13 protein-coding genes and 1 pseudogene are annotated in these 18,656 nt (G+C 69.8%); 11 read left to right on the top strand and 3 right to left on the bottom strand.

All coding sequences use genetic code 11. From position 1 onward, the window contains the following. Window positions 1-28: 28 nt before the first annotated feature. The 5 genes from ASF58_RS07270 to ASF58_RS07250 all read left to right on the top strand — a co-directional run bounded on the left by ASF58_RS07270 (window position 29) and on the right by ASF58_RS07250 (window position 5,537). Window positions 29-1,153 (top strand): ABC transporter permease, encoded by a 1,125-nt coding sequence (locus ASF58_RS07270; RefSeq protein WP_156375587.1) that lies wholly within the window; start codon window positions 29-31, stop codon window positions 1,151-1,153. A 39-nt stretch (window positions 1,154-1,192) separates the two neighbouring features. Next, window positions 1,193-2,113 carry an ABC transporter permease gene (locus tag ASF58_RS07265; RefSeq protein WP_055949672.1) on the top strand — a complete coding sequence of 307 codons (921 nt, stop codon included), beginning with the start codon at window positions 1,193-1,195 and terminating at the stop codon, window positions 2,111-2,113. A 53-nt stretch (window positions 2,114-2,166) separates the two neighbouring features. After that, window positions 2,167-3,195, top strand: coding sequence for a formamidase (locus ASF58_RS07260; protein ID WP_055949669.1), 1,029 nt, complete (start codon window positions 2,167-2,169; stop codon window positions 3,193-3,195). Next, window positions 3,192-3,905, top strand: coding sequence for an isochorismatase family cysteine hydrolase (locus ASF58_RS07255; RefSeq protein ID WP_055949667.1), 714 nt, complete (start codon window positions 3,192-3,194; stop codon window positions 3,903-3,905). Before ASF58_RS07260 ends, ASF58_RS07255 begins: the two co-directional genes overlap by 4 nt. A 117-nt stretch (window positions 3,906-4,022) precedes the next feature. Beyond that, entirely contained in the window at window positions 4,023-5,537 is a 1,515-nt protein-coding gene (locus ASF58_RS07250) for an ABC transporter ATP-binding protein (RefSeq protein ID WP_244477224.1), read from the top strand. A 53-nt stretch (window positions 5,538-5,590) separates the two neighbouring features. Here ASF58_RS07250 and ASF58_RS07245 read toward each other — a convergent pair whose 3' ends face one another. Next, on the bottom strand, window positions 5,591-7,177 hold the full coding sequence (locus tag ASF58_RS07245; protein ID WP_055949663.1) for an alkaline phosphatase D family protein: 1,587 nt from the start codon (window positions 7,175-7,177) through the stop codon (window positions 5,591-5,593). Window positions 7,178-7,685: 508 nt separating this feature from the next. Between ASF58_RS07245 and ASF58_RS07240 the strand changes: the two genes are divergently transcribed. The 6 genes and pseudogenes from ASF58_RS07240 to ASF58_RS07215 all read left to right on the top strand — a co-directional run bounded on the left by ASF58_RS07240 (window position 7,686) and on the right by ASF58_RS07215 (window position 14,943). Then, window positions 7,686-8,354, top strand: a complete 669-nt coding sequence (locus ASF58_RS07240; protein WP_156375586.1) for a response regulator transcription factor — start codon at window positions 7,686-7,688, stop codon at window positions 8,352-8,354. 316 nt (window positions 8,355-8,670) lie between these two features. Continuing rightward, the gene (locus tag ASF58_RS07235; RefSeq protein ID WP_055949661.1) at window positions 8,671-9,042 is read left to right on the top strand and encodes a response regulator; all 372 of its coding nucleotides are present in this window, start codon (window positions 8,671-8,673) and stop codon (window positions 9,040-9,042) included. A gap of 476 nt (window positions 9,043-9,518) precedes the next feature. Beyond that, window positions 9,519-9,965, top strand: coding sequence for a (2Fe-2S)-binding protein (locus ASF58_RS07230; RefSeq protein ID WP_055949658.1), 447 nt, complete (start codon window positions 9,519-9,521; stop codon window positions 9,963-9,965). A gap of 10 nt (window positions 9,966-9,975) precedes the next feature. Further along, a complete protein-coding gene (locus ASF58_RS07225) occupies window positions 9,976-12,222 on the top strand; it encodes a molybdopterin cofactor-binding domain-containing protein (RefSeq protein WP_055949656.1) in 2,247 nt (748 codons plus the stop codon). Window positions 12,223-12,250: 28 nt separating this feature from the next. Continuing rightward, window positions 12,251-13,259 (top strand): annotated as a pseudogene (locus tag ASF58_RS07220) (SLAC1 anion channel family protein). 433 nt (window positions 13,260-13,692) lie between these two features. Further along, window positions 13,693-14,943 carry an ATP-binding protein gene (locus ASF58_RS07215; protein ID WP_055949653.1) on the top strand — a complete coding sequence of 417 codons (1,251 nt, stop codon included), beginning with the start codon at window positions 13,693-13,695 and terminating at the stop codon, window positions 14,941-14,943. 30 nt (window positions 14,944-14,973) lie between these two features. Here ASF58_RS07215 and ASF58_RS07210 read toward each other — a convergent pair whose 3' ends face one another. Beyond that, window positions 14,974-15,786, bottom strand: a complete 813-nt coding sequence (locus tag ASF58_RS07210) for an SDR family oxidoreductase (protein WP_055949651.1) — start codon at window positions 15,784-15,786, stop codon at window positions 14,974-14,976. Window positions 15,787-16,118: 332 nt separating this feature from the next. Continuing rightward, window positions 16,119-18,281: a malate synthase G gene (locus tag ASF58_RS07205; protein ID WP_055949648.1), complete on the bottom strand. Its 2,163-nt coding sequence runs from the start codon at window positions 18,279-18,281 to the stop codon at window positions 16,119-16,121. Window positions 18,282-18,656 lie beyond the last annotated feature (375 nt).

The following is an 18,656-nucleotide window of genomic DNA, read 5'->3' as shown; positions in this document are numbered from 1 at the left end:
CTTGGTCGCCGAGACTGCTCCGTCGAACATGGCCGTGGCAGTGCCGCGCCCCTCGGCGAGTCTGCCCCTGCGGGCCTGGGCGGCGCGCCGGGTGGAGGCGCTCGCCATCCCGCTCGGGGCGCTCGCCCTCGGCTTCGGCCTGTTCAGCCTGTTCCTCCTGAGCCTCGGCAAGTCGCCGGCGGCCTTCCTCGACCTCGTTTACCGGGGCGGCTTCGGTTCCGCCTTCGCCCTCCAGAACAGTCTCCAGCGCGCCGCGCCCCTGTTGTTCGCGGCCCTGTGCGTGGCGCTGCCCGCCCGGCTCGGCCTCGTGGTCATCGGCGGCGAGGGCGCGATCGTGCTCGGCGGCCTCGCCGCGGCGGCGGTGGCGGCGCCCCTGTCGGGGGCACCCTCCGGCCTCGGCATCGCCACCATGGCGCTGGCCGCCCTCCTGACCGGGGCGCTCTGGCTCGGGGCGGTGGGCGCCCTGCGGGCCTGGCGCGGCGTCAACGAGACCATTGCCAGCCTGCTGATGTCCTACATCGCCATCGCGCTGGCCAACCACCTGATCGAGGGCCTGCTGCGCGACCCGGGCAGCCTCAACAAGCCGTCGACGCGGACCATCGACGAGGCCTTCCGGGTCGGCCCGATGCCGGGCCTGGAGGTGCATTGGGGCCTCGGCGTCGGGGTGGTGGCCTGCCTCCTCGCCTGGCTCCTGACCGAGCGCACCACCCTGGGCTTTGCCGCCCGGATCGCCGGCGGCAACGTGCGCGCGGCCCAGATCCAGGGCTTGGCGGTCGGGCGCCTGATCGCCGGCTTCACCGCCCTCGGGGGAGCCCTGGCGGCGCTGGCCGGATTCTTCGAGGTGGCCGCCGTCCACGGCAACGCCAACGCCTCGCTGATCGCCGGCTACGGCTACACCGGCATCCTCATCGCGTTCCTGGCCCGCCAGAACCCCCTGGCGATCCCGCCCGTCGCCTTCCTGCTCGGCGGGATCGAGGCCTCGAGCGGCCTGATCCAGCGCCGCCTGCACCTGCCCGACGCCACCATCCTGCTGCTGGAGGGGCTGCTCTTCCTCCTCGTGCTCATGGGCGAGACCCTGTACGGGCGCTTCAAGCTGTTCAGTCCGCATCTCTGGGGCGAGAAGCGCGCCGCGGCGGCCCAGACCGTGCCATGAGCGCCCTCCTATGAGCGCCCCCCCAATGAGCGCCCCCCTATGAGCGACCTCGGCCTCTGGAACGTCCTCATCGCGGTCATCGGCGGGGCCATCCGTGTCTCGACGCCGTTCCTGTTCGTCAGTCTGGGCGAGACCATCACGGAGCGCTCGGGCCGGATCAATCTCGGCCTCGAGGGCACCCTCGTGTTCGGGGCGATGTCGGCCTACGCCACGGCGGTGCTCACCGGCTCGGCCTGGGCCGGCGTCGCGGTGGCGGGCGCGGCGGGGGGCCTGTTCGGCCTCGCCCACGGCTGGATCTGCCGGCTGCCGCGGGTCAACGACGTGGCCCTCGGCATCGCCCTGATGCTGTTCGGCTCGGGCCTCGCCTTCTTCTTCGGCAAGGCCTTCATCCAGCCCGCGGCACCGCAATTGCCGGCGCTCCCCTTCGGCAATTGGTCCGACGTGCCTCAGATCCGGGCCGCCCTCCAGGTCAACGTGCTGTTCCTGATCGGAGCGGTGCTCAGCGTCCTCCTGTGGTGGGCGTTCCGCAACACCCGCACCGGCCTCGTGGTCCGCATCGTCGGCGACAGCGCAGAGGCGGCGCGGGCCATGGGCTACGACGTCGATCGTGTCCGGCTGCTGGCGACCGGGGCCGGCGGGGTGCTCGCCGGCATCGGCGGGGCCTACCTGTCGCTCTACTATCCGGGCTCGTGGAACGAGGGCATCTCCTCCGGGCAGGGCCTGATGGCCGTCGCCCTCGTGGTCTTCGCCCGCTGGAATCCCCTGGCCTGCTTCGGCGCCGCGCTGCTGTTCGGCGGGGCCGGAGCCCTCGGGCCGGCGCTCCAGTCGGTGGGCGTCTCGCAGGGCTATTACCTGTTCTACGCCGCGCCCTACGTCCTGACCCTCGGCGTCCTCATCGCCACCTCGTCGCCGAACCACGCCCTGGCGGGAGCGCCGGGCGAACTCGGCCAAGCGAAGTAAGCCCAGAAGAACCAAGCCCAGAAACAGTAAGCCCGAGCAGACAGGTATCTCCGATGAACGGACTTGGCGGCCTCAACAAATCCCCGAACGGCGTGGTGCTCGGTCTGGTGCAGCTGCAGCTGCCGACCGTCGTCACCAGGGCGGACCTCGCGGCGCAGACGCAGCGCATCGTCGCCCTGGTGGGCAAGGCCCGGCGCAACCTGGCCACCATGGACCTCGTGGTCTTCCCCGAATACGCCCTCCACGGCCTGTCCATGGAGACCAACCCCGACATCCTGTGCCGGATGGACGGGCCGGAGGTCGCGGCCTTCGCCCAGGCCTGCCGCGACAACCGGATCTGGGGCTGCTTCTCCCTCATGGAGTTCAACCCGCACGGCAGCCCGTTCAACACCGGCATCATCATCGACGACACCGGCGCGGTGAAGCTCTATTACCGCAAGATGCACCCCTGGGTGCCCGTCGAGCCCTGGGAGCCCGGCGACATCGGCATCCCGGTCATCGAGGGGCCGCGCGGGGCCAAGATCGCCCTCATCATCTGCCACGACGGGATGTTCCCCGAGATGGCCCGGGAATGCGCCTACAAGGGCGCCGAGATCATGATCCGCACGGCCGGCTACACGGCGCCGATCCGCGAGTCCTGGCGCTTCACCAACCAGTCGAATGCCTTCTGCAACCTGATGGTCACCGCAAACGTCTGCATGTGCGGTTCGGACGGCTCGTTCGATTCCATGGGCGAGGGCATGATCGTCAACTTCGACGGTCAGATCATCGCCCACGGCACCACGGGGCGCGTCGACGAGATCATCACCGCGGAGGTCCGTCCCGACCTCGTGCGCGAGGCGCGCCTCCACTGGGGCGTCGAGAACAACATCTACCAGCTCGGACACCGCGGCTACACGGCCGTAAAGGGTGGCGCCGGGGACTGCCCCTACACCTACATGCAGGACCTGGCCGCCGGCCGCTACCGACTGCCCTGGGAGGATGGGGTCAAGGTGGTCGACGGCACCTCCTGCGGGTTTGCCGCGCCCACCCGGTCCTACGGCGCCGGACAGACCCCGGACGCCCGAGAGGCGGCGGAATGAGCGCGGCGCCCCTTCGCCTGCCGGCGGATGCGGCGCGCTACGCCGTCGCCGAGCCCTATCCCTGGCCCTTCGACGGAGCCCTTCGGCCCGACAACACCGCCCTCGTCATCATCGACATGCAGATCGATTTCTGCGGTCCCGGCGGCTACGTCGACACCATGGGCTACGATATCGGCCTGACCCGGGCGCCGATCGCGCCGATCGGGCGCCTGCTCGCGGCGGCCCGGCGTCTCGGCTACGGCGTCATTCACACCCGCGAGGGTCACCGGCCGGACCTGGCCGACCTGCCCGAGAACAAGCGCTGGCGCTCGCGCCGGATCGGGGCCGGCATCGGCGATTCCGGACCCTGCGGGCGCGTGCTGGTGCGTGGCGAGCCCGGCTGGGAGATCATCCCCGAGCTGGCGCCCGAGCCCGGCGAGCCGATCATCGACAAGCCCGGAAAGGGCTCGTTCTGCGCCACCGACCTGGCGCTGATCCTCGGGCAGCGCGGCATCCGCAACCTGATCCTGACCGGGATCACCACGGATGTCTGCGTCCACACCACGATGCGCGAGGCCAACGACCGCGGCTTCGAGTGCGTGATCGTCTCCGACGCCTGCGCGGCCACCGACCGGGGCAACCACGAGGCTGCCCTCAAGATGGTGACGATGCAGGGCGGCGTCTTCGGCGCCGTGGCGACCTCCGAGGCCCTCCTGGCGGCGATGGGATGATCCGCGATGGTGTCCTTCTCGCAAGCGGTTCGCACGGCGGTGCCCCGGGACGGAGGCGCGGCGCCGGTGGCGCCCGAGGCCCCGCCGCCCGGCGCCATCGCGGTCGAGACCATCGGCATGACGAAGCGCTTCGGCACCTTCGCGGCCCTCGACGACGTCTCGATGAAGATCGAGGCCGGCGGCTTCCACGCGCTGCTGGGTGAGAACGGCGCGGGCAAGTCGACCCTGGTGAAGTGCATCATGGGCTTCTATGCGCCGAGCGCGGGCAGCGTCCTGGTGGATGGCCGGGAGGTCGCGATCACCAATCCAAAGGGCGCCCAGGCCCGCGGCCTCGGCATGGTCTACCAGCACTTCACCCTGGTGCCGTCCCTGACCGGCCTCGAGAACCTCGTCATCGCCCGGCCCCGGGTGCCGACGGTGATCGACTGGCGCGCCGAGCGCGCGGCGCTGGCCGCCTTCATGGAACGGATGCCGTTCCGGCTGAACCTCGATCGCCCGGTGGCCGAGCTCGCGGCGGGGGAGAAGCAGAAGCTCGAGATCATCAAGCAGCTCTCCCTCAAGGCGCGATTCCTGATCCTCGACGAGCCGACCTCGGTGCTCACGCCGGCGGAGGCCGAGGAGGTGCTGGGCCTCCTGCGCGCCATGGCGGACCGGCGCGAGCTGACGGTGCTGATGATCAGCCACAAGTTCCGCGAGGTCGAGGCGTTTGCCCGCAGCGTCAGCGTCCTGCGCCGCGGCACGCTCGCGGGCGGCGGACGGGTCGGCGAACTCAGCCGCGACGACATGGCGGCGATGATGATGGGCGCCCGCCCGGTGCGCGCCGCCACCGACCGCGTCGGTGGGCCCGACCCGGACCGGGTGGTCCTGCGCATCGCGGATTTGCGCGCCACCGACGCCTCCGGCCTGCGTCACCTCGCCGTCGACGCCCTCGCGGTGCAGGCCCGCGAGATCGTCGGGGTCGCCGGGGTCTCGGGCAATGGCCAGAAGGAACTCGCCGACGTGCTCGGCGGCCAGATCCGCGCCACCGGCGGCCGGGTGGAGGTCGCAGGCAAGGCCTATGACGGACGCCGCGCCCAGAGCCGGGCGCGGCGGGTGCGCGTCATCCCGGAGGAGCCGCTGCGCAATGCCTGCGCGCCGCGCATGTCGGTGGCGGAGAACCTGGCCTTCCGGGCCTTCGACCGACGCGCGGAGCGTGCCGCCGCCGCGGGGGGCGCGGTCACGGGCCGGTCGACCGTCTGGCTCGACACCGGCGCCCTGCGCCGCCGCGCCCGGGACCTCATCGCGCGTTTCGGGGTCAAGACCGCCTCCGCCGAAGCGCCGATCGCCACCCTGTCCGGCGGCAACGTGCAGCGCGCCGTGCTGGCGCGCGAGCTCACCGATCCGGTCGACCTCCTCGTCGTGGCCAATCCCTGTTTCGGGCTCGACTTCACCGCCGTCGCCGAGATCCGGGCCCGGATCATGGCGGCCCGCAACGCCGGCGCGGCGGTTCTGCTGATCAGCGAGGATCTCGATGAGATCCTCGAGCTCTCGGACCGCATCGTGGTGATGTCCGACGGCCGCATCGTGCACGCGGTGAGCCGCGCCGAGGCCGACGCCCGCAGCATCGGCCGGCACATGGCGGGGCATCACTGAGGCGCGCGACGGGGGGACCGGCCGGAAGGTGCCCGGCGATTCGGTCCGGCCGGCTAGGGTCGTACGGGATCGAGGGTCACCGACCAGAGCGCGGTATCGGCGGCGTCCTTCAGGGTGACGGTCATCTGTTCCGTCGCGCCCTCGACCGCGACGTGGCCGAAGAACTGGTAGCCCGCGGCCGGCGAGAGATTGGTCTGGCCCGGCGGGGGCGCCTTCGCGAAGCGCAGCTGGGGTCCGAAGGTGTCGTCGAGGGCGTTGGGGCCGAAGGTGCCGGCATGCAACGGGCCCGCGACGAACTCCCAGAACGGCTCGAAATCCTGGAATCGCGCCCGGTTCGGGTCGTAGTAATGCGCCGCCGCGTAGTGCACGTCCGCCGTCAGCCAGACGGTGTTGCGGATGCCCGCATCGCGCAGGAAGCGCAGGAGGTCGGCGATCTCGAGTTCCCGGCCCAGCGGTGGCCCGTCGCCCTGCGCGATGGCCTCCGAGCCGAAGGGCGGCTGGGACTCGTAGGGGACGACGAGCCCGATCGGCATGTCGGCCGCGATCACCTTCCAGGTCGCGCGGGAGGCGAGAAGTTCCCGCTTGAGCCAGGCGATCTGCGTCGGGCCGAGGAAATGGGCCTCAGGCCCGTAGGCGGTCTGCCGGTTCTCGCCGTTCGGCCCGCGATAGGAGCGCATGTCGAGCAGGAACACGTCGACCAGCGGCCCATGCGAGATCTTGCGGTAGACCCGGCCGGGCTCCGACGGCGCGAAGCGCATCGGCATGTACTCGTGGAAGGCCCGCGTGGCGCGGACCTGGAGCGCCAGCACGTTCGGGTCGCGATAGGCTTTCCGCAGGTGTTCGGCCCGGGTCAGAGGCTCGCCCGGCCACCAGTTGTTGGTGACCTCGTGGTCGTCCCACTGCGCGAAGATCGGGATCTCGGCGTTCATCGCCAGCACGTTCGCGTCGGTCAGGTTGTAGCGGTAGCGCCCGCGGAACTCCTCCAGGGTCTCGGCCGGCTTCGACACCGCCTCGGTGACGCGGTTGCGCCAGAGGGTGCCGTCGGGCAGGCGCACCTCCGGTACGATCGGGCCGTCGGCGTAGATGGTGTCGCCGGAATGCAGGAAGAAGTCCGGCCGGTTGCGCAGCATGGCTGCGTAGATCGTCATCCCGCCCCGGGCCGCGTCGATGCCCCAGCCCTGGCCCGCCGTATCGCCGGACCAGCAGAACGAGACCGAGCGGCGCTCGGCCGGGGCCGTGCGGAAGCGCCCGACCTGAGGCGCGCCGAGGATCGTCGGCGCGGCGAGATCCTGCAGCCGGACCCGGTAGAACACGTCCTGGCCCGGCGGCAGGTCCGTCAGGGCGACCTTCACGGTGCCGTCGCTCGCCGGGAGTGCATCGGCGAAGACGCCGCCGCGAACGTCCGCGAAGCGCTCGGTGGTCGACCACTCGATCATCGCCCGGCAGGGGCGGTCGGCCCGGGCCCAGACCACGGCGGAGGTGCCGTCGACGTCGCCGGATTGCAGACCGTGGGTGAGGACGGGGCGGTCTGCGGCCCGGCTGAGGCCGGGCCGGAAAACGCCGGTGCCGAGACCGATGAGGCCTGCAGCCCCCGTCAGGAACGGACGGCGGGTCAGGCTGGAACGGGACGAGGAGGACATGGCGGCGGGCTCCCTTCCGAAGGCTCCGCTATGGCGATCCTGTCTGACGCCTTGACGACGCTGCACGCCTCACACACGGGCGGCTTTCGGCGACAACCGTCCTGCGCGGGGGCGGCATGCGCCGCGATCGACGCGGTGGCACGATCCTGCGCCTGCGAAGATCCCGCGAACGGGCCGCGGCAGCCGGTGCCCTTGCCCCGACAGGGCGCTCTGCCGCGCCTGGAAGCCAGCACAGAACCGCTTCTTTCCGCTATCGCCGATGCCCGGCGCCACCGGGACCACAAGAATCGGACAAGTACGAAGACCGCTTTGGATCAGTCTCCGATCGACGAGGATGCGGTGTTTCGCGGCCAAGCAGCGTCATGCCTGGGCGCCGGTGGCTCGATGACTCGGTAAGCGAAAGAAGAAAATCGGTTCTGGCCTGCTGAAGCGCGCTTGATCAGGCAACGGAAATCTCGGTAAGCACGACCTTGATCGACGCACGCCCACGGGTTCCAAGGTCTCGTTGATGACGATGGCAAGCGATATCCGCCGCTCTTCAAGGCCGACTGCCGCCGCCAAAACCGCTCCCCTGGTTGTCATCGTCGAGGATGACGAGGGCGTCCGCGACGGCCTGCAGGACCTGCTCCGGTCGGTCGGACTCGATACGCTGGCCTTCGGATCGACGCACGACCTGCTCGCCGCCGCCCTGCCGGATCGCCCCGGCTGCCTGGTTCTGGATGTCCGGCTGCCCGGAGCCAGCGGCCTCGATCTGCAGACGAAGCTGATCGCCCTGGGCAATCGCATGCCGATCATCTTCATGACCGGTCACGGCGACATTCCCATGAGTGTCCAGGCCATGAAGGCCGGCGCGCTCGATTTTCTGACCAAGCCGTTCCGCGATCAGGACATGCTGGACGCGATCGCCGTCGCGATCGATCGGGATCGGGCGCGCCGCGCCGAGCGCGCAGGTATGGCCGCACTCGAAGCCCTCGCCCGGACCCTCACGGCGCGTGAGACCGAGGTCATGCAGCAGGTGGTCAAGGGGCTCCTCAACAAGCAGATCGCCCATGCGCTGGGGATCAGCGAGATCACCGTCAAGATTCACCGCGGCAACGTCATGCGGAAGATGGCGGCCGGCTCCGTCGCCGACCTCGTGCGGAAGACCGAATGGCTGAAGGCGGCAGGCGTGAACTGATCGGGCGGGGAGTACGAGCGCCGGGTCTCCGCGATGGGCGTGTCTCGGAACGGACCCGGGCGAGCGCGGAACGAGGGCTCCGGCGCACGCGTTGGCCGCCGCAGTCCGAGACCACGTCGTGCACCGATCCCGGATCGCTCGGCCGGCTCCCCTTCCGCGCGCGGTCTTCCACCGACGGTTCGAGGTGCCTCGGCCGGTGGGAGTCGCGCCGGAGCGCGAGCGGCCGGACCACACGAACGTATGATATCCCGGTCCGATCTATGGGCTTATGGAGGCGGATATCGTCCGCCGGTAGGGAGCCACGAAAGGAAGACTCGTGTCGGTCGAGAAGAAAGCCGTCGCTGTCGTTGACGATGACGAAGCCGTCTTGGACGCGACGTCCTGCTTTCTTCAGGCCTTGGGCTATGACACGCGACCGTTCAGTTCGGGTGAGGCGTTCCTTGCCTCAGGCGTCGAGGGCGAGGTCTTTTGTCTTCTCACTGACATCAACATGCCTGGTCTCAGCGGCTTGGAGTTACAGGATCGCGTACGGCTCTCGCGACCAGCCCTGCCGATCGTCATGATGACCGCGCTGACCGACGAGACGGTCCGGCGCCGGGCTTTCGCCGGAGGCGCCCGGGACCTCCTGCGCAAGCCTCTCGCAGCCGACGACCTCATCCGCTGCCTGGACGCGATGACGGAAACCTGACGCGGATCGGGCTGGCCTCCGTTCAAGACCTCCCGCCCCGGGAGGTGCTCCCGTCTCGAGCCCAAAGCTTGCCTCGGCCAAGGCCCCGTTCCCCGCCCCGGTTGCGCATCGGGAGGCGAACCGGGACGGGTAGATCCGGAGCCTCCGCGTGCATCTCCGCGGCGATCGAGTCGACCCATCGGCCTCCGTCACCACCGGATCGCGCGTCGTGCCGGGCACGATTGCGCAGACCGGTTCGGGCGCGCTCGCCCCTTCGGAGAGGACGTCCATACGAGGGTTGTCGACGCCTCCCGGGGATCATCGCTTGGGGTGAGCACCCCTAACCTTCGTATGATTCCGAGCCAGGGCGCGGGCCTGTAGGCCTGTTCGGACAGCAGGCGAACCGCGATCCCCTCTCCCGCCGAGACCGTCGGGGCGGCCAGGGCCACGGATGATGGCGTCAGATCCTGTGACCACGCTTTCAAAGAGGTCGAACGATGGTCCAGCTCTCGGTGAACGGGCACCCCTACGAGGTCGAGGCCGAGCCCGACACGCCGCTGCTCTTCGTTCTGCGTGACAGCCTGGGAATGACCGGCACCAAGTATGGCTGCGGGATCGGGCAGTGCGGCGCCTGCACGGTGCTGCTCGATGGGCAGGCGATCCGCTCCTGCCAGATCCCCGTCGAGAGCATCGGCGCGCAGGCGATCACCACCATCGAGGCGATCGAGCGGGATGCGGTCGGCGCGAGGGTCGTGGCGGCCTGGATCGGCATCGAGGTGCCGCAATGCGGATACTGCCAGTCCGGGCAGGTGATGGCCGCCACCAGCCTGCTCAAGCAGACCCCGAAGCCCTCCGACGCAGACATCGCAGGCGCCATGACCAACCTCTGCCGCTGCGGAACCTACAACGCCATCGCCGCCGCCGTGCGGCAGGCCGCGGCTTGAGGAGGAAGCGATGACCGACCTGACGCCCCTCCACCGCACCGACCGCGGCGAGCCGATCCGCAACCTCTCCCGCCGGGGCTTCCTGGGCGCCGCCTCCGGTGCCCTGTTCCTCGGCATCGGCATGCGCCTCGATCCAGCGGCCGCCCAGACCCGCGCCGAAGGCCCGGCGGCGGTCGCCCCGAAGCCCGGAACCCGCGTCGCGGCCTTCCTCGAGATCGGCCCCGACAGCCGCGTGCGCCTGCTCAGCCCCTTCGTGGAGGGTGGACAGGGCATCAACACCGGACTCGCCCAGACCATCGGTGAGGAGCTGGACCTCGATCCCGCGCGCTTCACCGTCGAGTGCGCTCCGCCCGGTCCCGACTACGCCGTCGTCAATGGTCTGCGCATGACCGGCGGCAGCTTCTCCACCCGCTCCAGCTTCGAGGCCATGCGGCGGCTCGGGGCCACCGCCCGCGAGATGCTGCTCCGCGCAGCCGCGGCGCGACTTGCCGTCCCGCAGGACAGCCTGACGACGGATGATGGCCGGGTGATCCACGCCGCTACCGGACGGTCGCTCGACTACGGCGCCTTGGCCGCCGCCGCCCTCGCCCTGCAGCCGCGGGACGACGTGGCCCTGAAGGATCGCAAGGATTTCCGCTGGATCGGCAAGCCCGTCGCCCGTCTCGACATGCGCGACAAGTCCACCGGCCGGGCCGCCTACAGCATCGATCTCCGCATCGACGGCATGCTGCATGCCGCCGTACAGCATGCCCCTCACCTCGGCACCGAGCCCGAGGCCATCGCCAACGAGGCCGCGGTGCGCGCCATGCCCGGCGTGCAGGCGGTGCAGCGGCTTCCCGGCGCGGTGGCCGTTCTGGCCGATACCTGGTGGCGCGCGCGCAAGGGCGCGGAAGCCCTGCAGGTCACCTGGACCAAGCCGTTGCCGGAGGGGATCGCGACCGTCTCGGCGAGCTTCTCCTCGGCGTCGATGCTGGCGGCCCTGAAGGGAGCGACCGAGCCCGGCGTCCCGGCCGAGCAGGTTGGCGACGCAGCCACCGCCTTCCAGGCCGCAGCACAGGTCGTCGAGGCCGAGTACGACGCGCCCTACCTCGCCCACGCCCAGCTGGAGCCACCCTCGGCCGTCGCCCGCTTTGCGGAGGACGGCAGCCTCGATCTCTGGCTCCCGAACCAGATGCCGGAGCTGTTTCAGCAGGTTGCGGCGAAGACCGCCGGGCTGCAGCCGGATCAGGTCCGGATCCACTCGCCGCTGCTGGGCGGCTTCTTCGGGCGCCACTTCTACTACGGGTCGGCCACCCCCTTCCCGCAGGCAATCCTGCTCGCGAAGGCCACCGGCAAGCCGGTGCGGGTGCTGTGGTCGCGGGAGGAGGAGTTCGGCATGGACGCCCTGCGCCCGCTGAGCTTCGCGCGCTTTCGTGCCGCCCTGGGGCCGGACGGGATGCCCGTGGCACTGGAGATCCGGGCCGTGGGCGAGGGGCCGATCGGGCGCTGGTTCGGCGCGCTGTTCAAGTCGCCGGTCGATTCGTCGGTGGTGGAGGGCCTCGACCAGAAGCCCTACGCGATCCCGAACCGGACGCTCACCTACGTGAAGGTGCCTCATCCGGTCACCATCGCGTTCTGGCGCTCGGTGGGGCACTCGATGAACGATTTCTTCTACGAATCCTTTCTCGACGAGGTGGCCCAGGCCGGTGGCAAGGATCCCCTTGCCCTACGTCTGGCCCTGCTCAAGGACAGTCCCCGGCAGCGCACCCTGCTGAATGCGGTCACGGATCTCGCCGGCGGCTGGAAGCGTGGGCCGTTCGCGGCTGCCGACGGCACGCGCCGGGCCAGGGGCGTCTCCATGGCCTCCCCCTTCGGCTCCGAGACCGCGACCATCGCGGAGGTGTCGCTCAAGGACGGGGAGGCGCGGGTCCATGACCTCTGGATCGCCATCGATCCGGGCGCCGTGGTCAATCCGGCGATCGTGAAGCGACAGGTGGAGAGCGCGGCGGCTCTCGGCCTCTCCTCCGCCCTCCTGGAGCAGGTCGTCTACGAAGGCGGCCAGCGGCAGGCGCGGAACTTCGATGCCTACCCGATCCTCGACCGGGATCGGATGCCGCGGGTGCACGTGACCATCGTGGAGAGCGGCGCGCCGATGGGGGGCATCGGCGAACCGGGCCTGCCCGGCGTTCCGCCGGCCGTGGTCAACGCGGTGGCGGTGCTCACCGGCCAGCGCCCGCGCAGCCTGCCCCTCGGCAAGGCGCGCCTTTCAGGAGCGTGAGACGAACATCGGAACGGGAGTGCTCGTGATGACGACGGTTGCCGCACGGACCCCTCGGGGGGCGTGGTTCCCGAAGGGCCCGCAATTCGCCTACCTGCCGGTGTCCCTGTTCGGCTCCGTGATGGGGCTGACGGGCCTGAGCGCCGCGTGGCAGCTCGCCGCCAGGCGGTTCGGTGCGCCGGTCCTGGTGGCGGACGCGATCGGGTGGATCGCCCTGGCGGTCTTCCTCGCCCTCGCCCTGGCCTTACGGGCTCAAGGCGGTGACGGCCTGGCCTGCCGTGGTGGCGGAGTTCCGGCACCCGATCGCCGGCAACCTGTTCGGCACGATGCTGATCAGCCTGCTGCTCCTGCCGCTGGTGATCGCCCGCTTCAGCCTCGTCCTGGCCCAGGGCCTCTGGATCCTGGCCACCGCCGGGATGGTGCTGTTCGCGGTGGTGATCGTCAGCCGCTGGATGAGCAGTCGGCAGCAGCTCACGCATGCGACGCCCGCCTGGATCGTGCCGGTCGTCGGCCTCCTCGACATTCCGCTCGCCGCGCCCTCCCTGAATCTGCCGCAGACCGGAACGCTGACCCTGTTCTCTCTGAGCGTGGGCCTGTTCTTTGCCGTTCCGCTCTTCACCCTCGTCTTCACGCGCCTCCTCTTCGAGGAGCCGCTCGCCCCGGCTTTGCGCCCGACCCTGATGATCCTGGTCGCGCCCTTCGTCGTCGGCTTCTCCAGCTACGCAGCGACGCTGGGTCGGATCGATGCCTTCGCGGAAGCTCTGTTTCTGGTCGGATTGTTCGTCTTCGTGATTCTGATCGGGCTGCTGCGCGACCTGCCGCGATGCTGCCCCTTCCGGGTGTCGTGGTGGGCGGTGAGCTTCCCGGTTGCCGCGACGGCCGTGGCGGCCCTGCGCTATGCCGATTACGCGCAGACCGGGCTCGCGGACGGAATGGCCCTGCTGCTCCTGGCGTTCGCGACGGGGCTGATCGGCGCCCTCACCGTCCGCACCGCGGCGGGCATCGTGCGGGGTGAGTTGCAGGCTCTCAGCGGCTGAGGCGGCCGCGCTTCTCGGGCCACGAGGGGGCCTCGGCGGCCATCGATTCCACCGGCCACGGAGATGGAGTCATGAACGCGTCCGCATCGACCACGCGCATCACGATCGCGCATGTGCCGATCCCGCATGTGCCGATCCCGTCGGCAAAGCCCGTCGACACGCGAAGACAAAGCCCTTCGACACGCCAAGACTTGCAGGTGGGAGACTTCCAGATTGGAGACTTGCAGGCGGGAGACTTGCAGCTTGGAGACTTGCAGGTTGGAGCCTTGTCGCCGCCGATCCTCGGACCTATCCGTTTTGCGGATCCAGAGCGGAGTTTTCCGATGACGAGCACCGGGGTGGTGCCGAGCCGGGGACGGAAACCGGCCGGTGTGTGGATCGAGCGGCCGGCGATGGGGCGCAGGCAAGGCGTCCCCGCCCCAGGGTCGAGGACATGAGCCCCGGTCTTGCGCCGACGTTCGACCGGATCGTCGTGGCAACCGAAGCCGATTGGAGCGACGCCTGGTACCTCGTCTGCATGAAGGTCTCGACGATCGGGTTCGTCGTCGTCGACGCGCGCGAACGCGTCGCCGCCATCGATGAACTCCACGCCGCCGGGATCACCGAGATCACCGGATATCTCGACGCCCATCCGGTGATGGCGGACCGACTGCGACGCGGCATGGTCATCCTCGACGTCAACGAGGCGGCGGTGCGGATGTTCGGCGCTGCGGTTCGCTCGGACATGATCGGGCAGCGCACGCAGCGCTTCTTCGATCCGCTCTGCACGGCCCAGGTAAACTCCGCGCGGGCCTTCGCGGCCGGCGCCACCTCGTTCCAGCAGCAGGCGCACAGCGTCCGGCTGGATGGGTCACGCTTCGAGACGCTGTTCTGCGTCGTTCCACGGGCGGATGGCGCCACGTCGGGACTGTGGCTGGCCTCCTTCGTCGACATCACCGAAGACGTGCAGCGGCAGTCATCCCTCGATACCCTGCGGGACGAACTCGCCCACGTCTCGCGCATCTCCACGCTGGGCGAACTCTCGGCCTCGATCGCGCACGAGATCGGCCAGCCCCTCGCGTCCATCGGCATGACCGCCGGGGCGATGCTTCGCCTCCTCGATCGCGAGCCCGTCGACCGTGACCTCCTCCGGCGTCAATGTCAGCGCATCGTCGACCAGGTCGCCCGCGCCGGCGACATCATCGACCGCACCCGGCGCATGGCCGCCAAGCGCGACAGCGTGCAGGTCTCGGTCTCGGTCGCGGAGGTCCTGGCCGAATCCGTGCAGTTCGTGCTGCACGACCTCAACCGCACCAACGTGACGTTCAGCATCGTCTGCGGCGATCCGTCCGCGACGGTTTTCGCGGACCGGGTCCAGCTGCAGCAGGTCTTCGTCAATCTGCTCATGAACGCGATCCAGATCCACCGGGAAGCCCGGACGCCGAGGCCGGAAATCATGATCGAGACGTTTCGCAGAGACGATTCGGTCGTGATCGACGTCGTCGACAACGGGCCGGGCCTCGCGCACGAAGCCATCGACCGGTTGTTCGACGGCTTCTTCACGACGCGCGCCGAGGGGCTCGGCCTGGGCTTGCGGATCTGCCGCACCATCGTGGCGGCCCATGGCGGCTCGATCGAAGCGCAGACACGCCACGGAGAACCGGGGGCCCGGTTTTCCGTGTGCCTGCCGCTCGATCGGGCCTGACGGCATCGGCCCGGCTCGCCTCTCCGGGGTCTACGCCGCGGATCGGACCATCCGATAGCGGCTCGCCGGCGTTGCGGCGGCAAGGTGCGTGGACAGGTCGCGGCGTGCGCCATCCAGGGCGGTCCAGGCGTCGTTGTTCTCCAGGGGCGGAATCGTAATGATCTCGCCGGCATCGAAGCCGGCGAGCGCGGCTGCGACCAGATCGCCCGCCGTCATGACGATGCCGGCCGGAAGGTTTTGATGGCCGCCGATACCGGCCACGGCCCAGAACTCCGTCGCGGTCGCGCCGGGCAGTACGGCCTGGATCCGCACGCCCTTCGACGACAGTTCGTGCTGCAGCGACTGCGTGAAGGCGAGAACGTAGGCCTTGCTGGCGCCGTAGACGCCATTGAGCAGTTCGGGCGCGAGGGCGACGGTCGAGGCGATGTTGATGATCGCGCCATGGCCCCGGGCGACGAATGCCGGAGCCGCCGCGTAGGCGAGACGGGTCAGGGCCGTGACGTTCACCCCGATCATGCGCTCCATCTCGTCCGGCTCGGCCTGGAGCAGCGGGGCCGCCGAGCCGAACCCGGCATTGTTGACCAGCATGGTGATCGTCGCGTCGCTGCGCAGCAGCGCTTCGACGCGCCGAAGGTCCGAGCCGTCGTTCAGGTCCGCCTCGACCGTCCGGACGTTTCGACCGGACGCGCTGCGCAGCGCGTCTGCAGTCTGATGCAAGCGATCCCCGTTCCGAGCGACCAGGATGAGATCATAGCCGCGCTTGGCGAGTTCTTCGGCGTAAATTGCACCGATACCGCCCGATGCGCCCGTGATCAGCGCAACACCTTTCGCATGGTCCGTCATCGTCACTCTCCGGCAAGTCTTCTCGACTGCTCGAGAGCGTATCGATGCGTACCGGCCCAAGCATTCATACGGATGCCGGACTGCGACATACCTTCGTATGGGTCCGTGCCGCGACGATCAGGTCGGCAGGGCCCAGGTCGGCAGGGCCCTGGCCGGCAGGGCCCAGGTCGGCGCAGCGTCCGGAACCGGCAGGGCGCGAAAGTTCGCGCCGCCCGCGTGTGGGCGGTCGTCGACGGGAGCGATGCCGGCAGGCGTCTCGAGGGACGTCCGCCGGCCCGCTGCCCGACATGGGTTCGGGACAGGGGCCCGGTTCGGGCGGATCCGATGCTGGTCTAGCGGACCGCCTTCGCGGCACGACGGCGCTCGGTCAGGATCCATTCGGTGTAGCCGTTCGGCTGCGCGCGGCCCTTGAAGACGAGGTCGCTGGCCGCCTGGAAGGCCGGTCCGTCGTAGTCGGGAGCCATGGGGCGGTAGAGCGGATCGCCGGCGTTCTGGCGGTCGACCACCTTCGCCATCCGCTTGAGCGCCGTCATCACCTGCTCCTCGCTGACGACGCCGTGATGCAGCCAGTTCGCGATGTGCTGCGACGAGATCCGCAAGGTCGCGCGATCCTCCATCAGCCCGACATCGTGGATGTCCGGCACCTTCGAGCAACCCACCCCCTGGTCGATCCAGCGGACGACATAGCCGAGGATGCCCTGGACGTTGTTGTCGATCTCCTGGGCCACGTCGTCGGGGGCGAAGTTCGAGCGGGCGAGCGGGATCTCGAGGATCTCGTCGAGGGCCGAGCGCGGCCGGCGGGCCAGTTCCACCTGACGCGCCCGCACGTCGGTCTCGTGATAGTGCAGCGCGTGCAGGGTCGCGGCGGTCGGCGACGGCACCCAGGCGGTGCTCGCGCCGGCCTTCGGGTGGGCGCCCTTCTGCATCAGCATGTCGGCCATGGCGTCGGGCGCCGCCCACATGCCCTTGCCGATCTGGGCCCGGTCGAGCAGGCCGCAGACGAGGCCGACATCGACGTTGTTCTCCTCGTATCCCTTGATCCAGGGCGTCGCCTTCATGTCGTTCTTGCGAATGACCGGGCCGGCCTCCATCGCGGTGTGGATCTCGTCGCCCGTGCGGTCCAGGAAGCCGGTGTTGATGAACACGACCCGCTCCGCCGCGGCCGCGATGCAGGCAGCGAGGTTGACCGTGGTCCGGCGCTCCTCGTCCATGATGCCCATCTTGAGGGTGTTCGCATCGAGACCCAGCATGGCCTCCACGCGTCCGAACAGCTCGACCGCGAAAGCGACCTCCTCGGGCCCGTGCATCTTCGGCTTCACGATGTAGACCGAACCGCGCCGGCTGTTGCGGAGTCCGGAATCCCCCTTGAGATCGTGGATTGCGATCATCGCGGTGACCGCGGCGTCGAGCATTCCCTCGGGGATCTCGCGGCCCTCGGCGTCGAGCACCGCATCCGTGTCCATGTGGTGACCGACGTTGCGCACCAGCACTAGGGAGCGGCCCGGCACCACCACCTCGCCGCCGTTCGGCGCGATGTAGTGCCGATCGGGGTTGAGGCGCCGCTCCAGGGTGCGGCCGTCCTTCTGGAGGGAGGCCGTCAAGGTCCCGTTCATCAGGCCGAGCCAGTTTCGGTAGACGACGACCTTGTCGTCGGCATCGACCGTGGCGACGGAATCCTCGAGATCCATGATCGTCGAGACGGCCGATTCCAGCAGGATGTCGGCGACGCCGGACGCATCGAAGCGACCGATCCGATGCGTCCGGTCGAGGACGACCTCGACGTGCAGCCCGTGGTGCCGCAGCAGCAGGGAAGCGGGCATGCTGGCCCGGCCGCGATAGCCGATGAAGAGATCCGGTCGCGCGAGCGGCACGGTCTCGCCGGTGTTCATGTTGCCGACGAGGCCGCCCTGCTCGACCGCATAGGTGACCACGTCGGCATGGCGGCCGCCGGCCAGTGGCACGAAGCGGTCGAGGTAGCTGCGGGCGCGGGTCACGACCCGGGCGCCGCGAGTGCGGTTGTAACCACCGCTGCGGATCGCGCCGCCCTCCTCCGAGATCGCGTCGGTGCCGTAGAGGGCATCGTAGAGCGAGCCCCAGCGGGCATTGGCGGCATTCAGGGCGTAGCGGGCGTTCGAGACCGGTACGACGAGCTGCGGCCCGGCGATGCGGGCGATCTCGTCATCGACGTTGTCCGTGCGCACCGCCACCGGTCCCGGATCGGGCAAGAGATAGCCGATGTCCTTCAGGTACGCCTTGTAGGCTGCCGAATCGAACGGCTTGCCGGCCCGCTCCCGGTGCCAGGCGTCGAGCTGTGCCTGGAGCGTGTCGCGCTTGGCCAGCAGGGTCCGGTTCTTCGGCGTCAAGTCGCGGACGATCGCGCCGAGGCCGCCCCAGAACACCTCGGGCGAGATGCCGGTCCCGGGCAGGGCCTCCTCCGCAACGAAGTCGTATAGCACACGGGCGACGGCGAAGCCGCCGATATCCATTCGATCCATCTTCGATCCATTCACGGAAGGTTTGCGCTGGAATGCCACCGGCTGCGGTCGTAGCCAACCGCCGATGTCGACCGCCCGTTCTCGAATTCACGCGCAGGGGGGAGAAAGCCCGACAACGTCCCTGCGGCCGTCGTCTCGGCGAGAGCTCCCCGCACGGGGGTGCGGAAAGCTCCGAACCGGCTTCCAGTGGGCGACGCAATAGACGCGCCGACCGAGATCGACAAACTCGGCGGCTGCCGGCACCGCAGCTGCCATGCCGTCCCGGGGCGCAGAGAAGGCGCTCAGGGCTGGGTGGGCGAGCGTCCTGATCGCCTGTGCGCGCGCTGCGCGCGGGGGGGGCGCAACGGTCGGAAACGGTGTCGGGCGACAGGAGGG

It is taken from the genome of Methylobacterium sp. Leaf125 (assembly GCF_001423085.1).
In the GTDB taxonomy this organism is placed as follows: Bacteria; Pseudomonadota; Alphaproteobacteria; order Rhizobiales; family Beijerinckiaceae; genus Methylobacterium.
The sequence above is the reverse complement of the archived record's forward strand: the minus strand, read 5'-3'. Positions and strand labels throughout refer to the sequence as shown.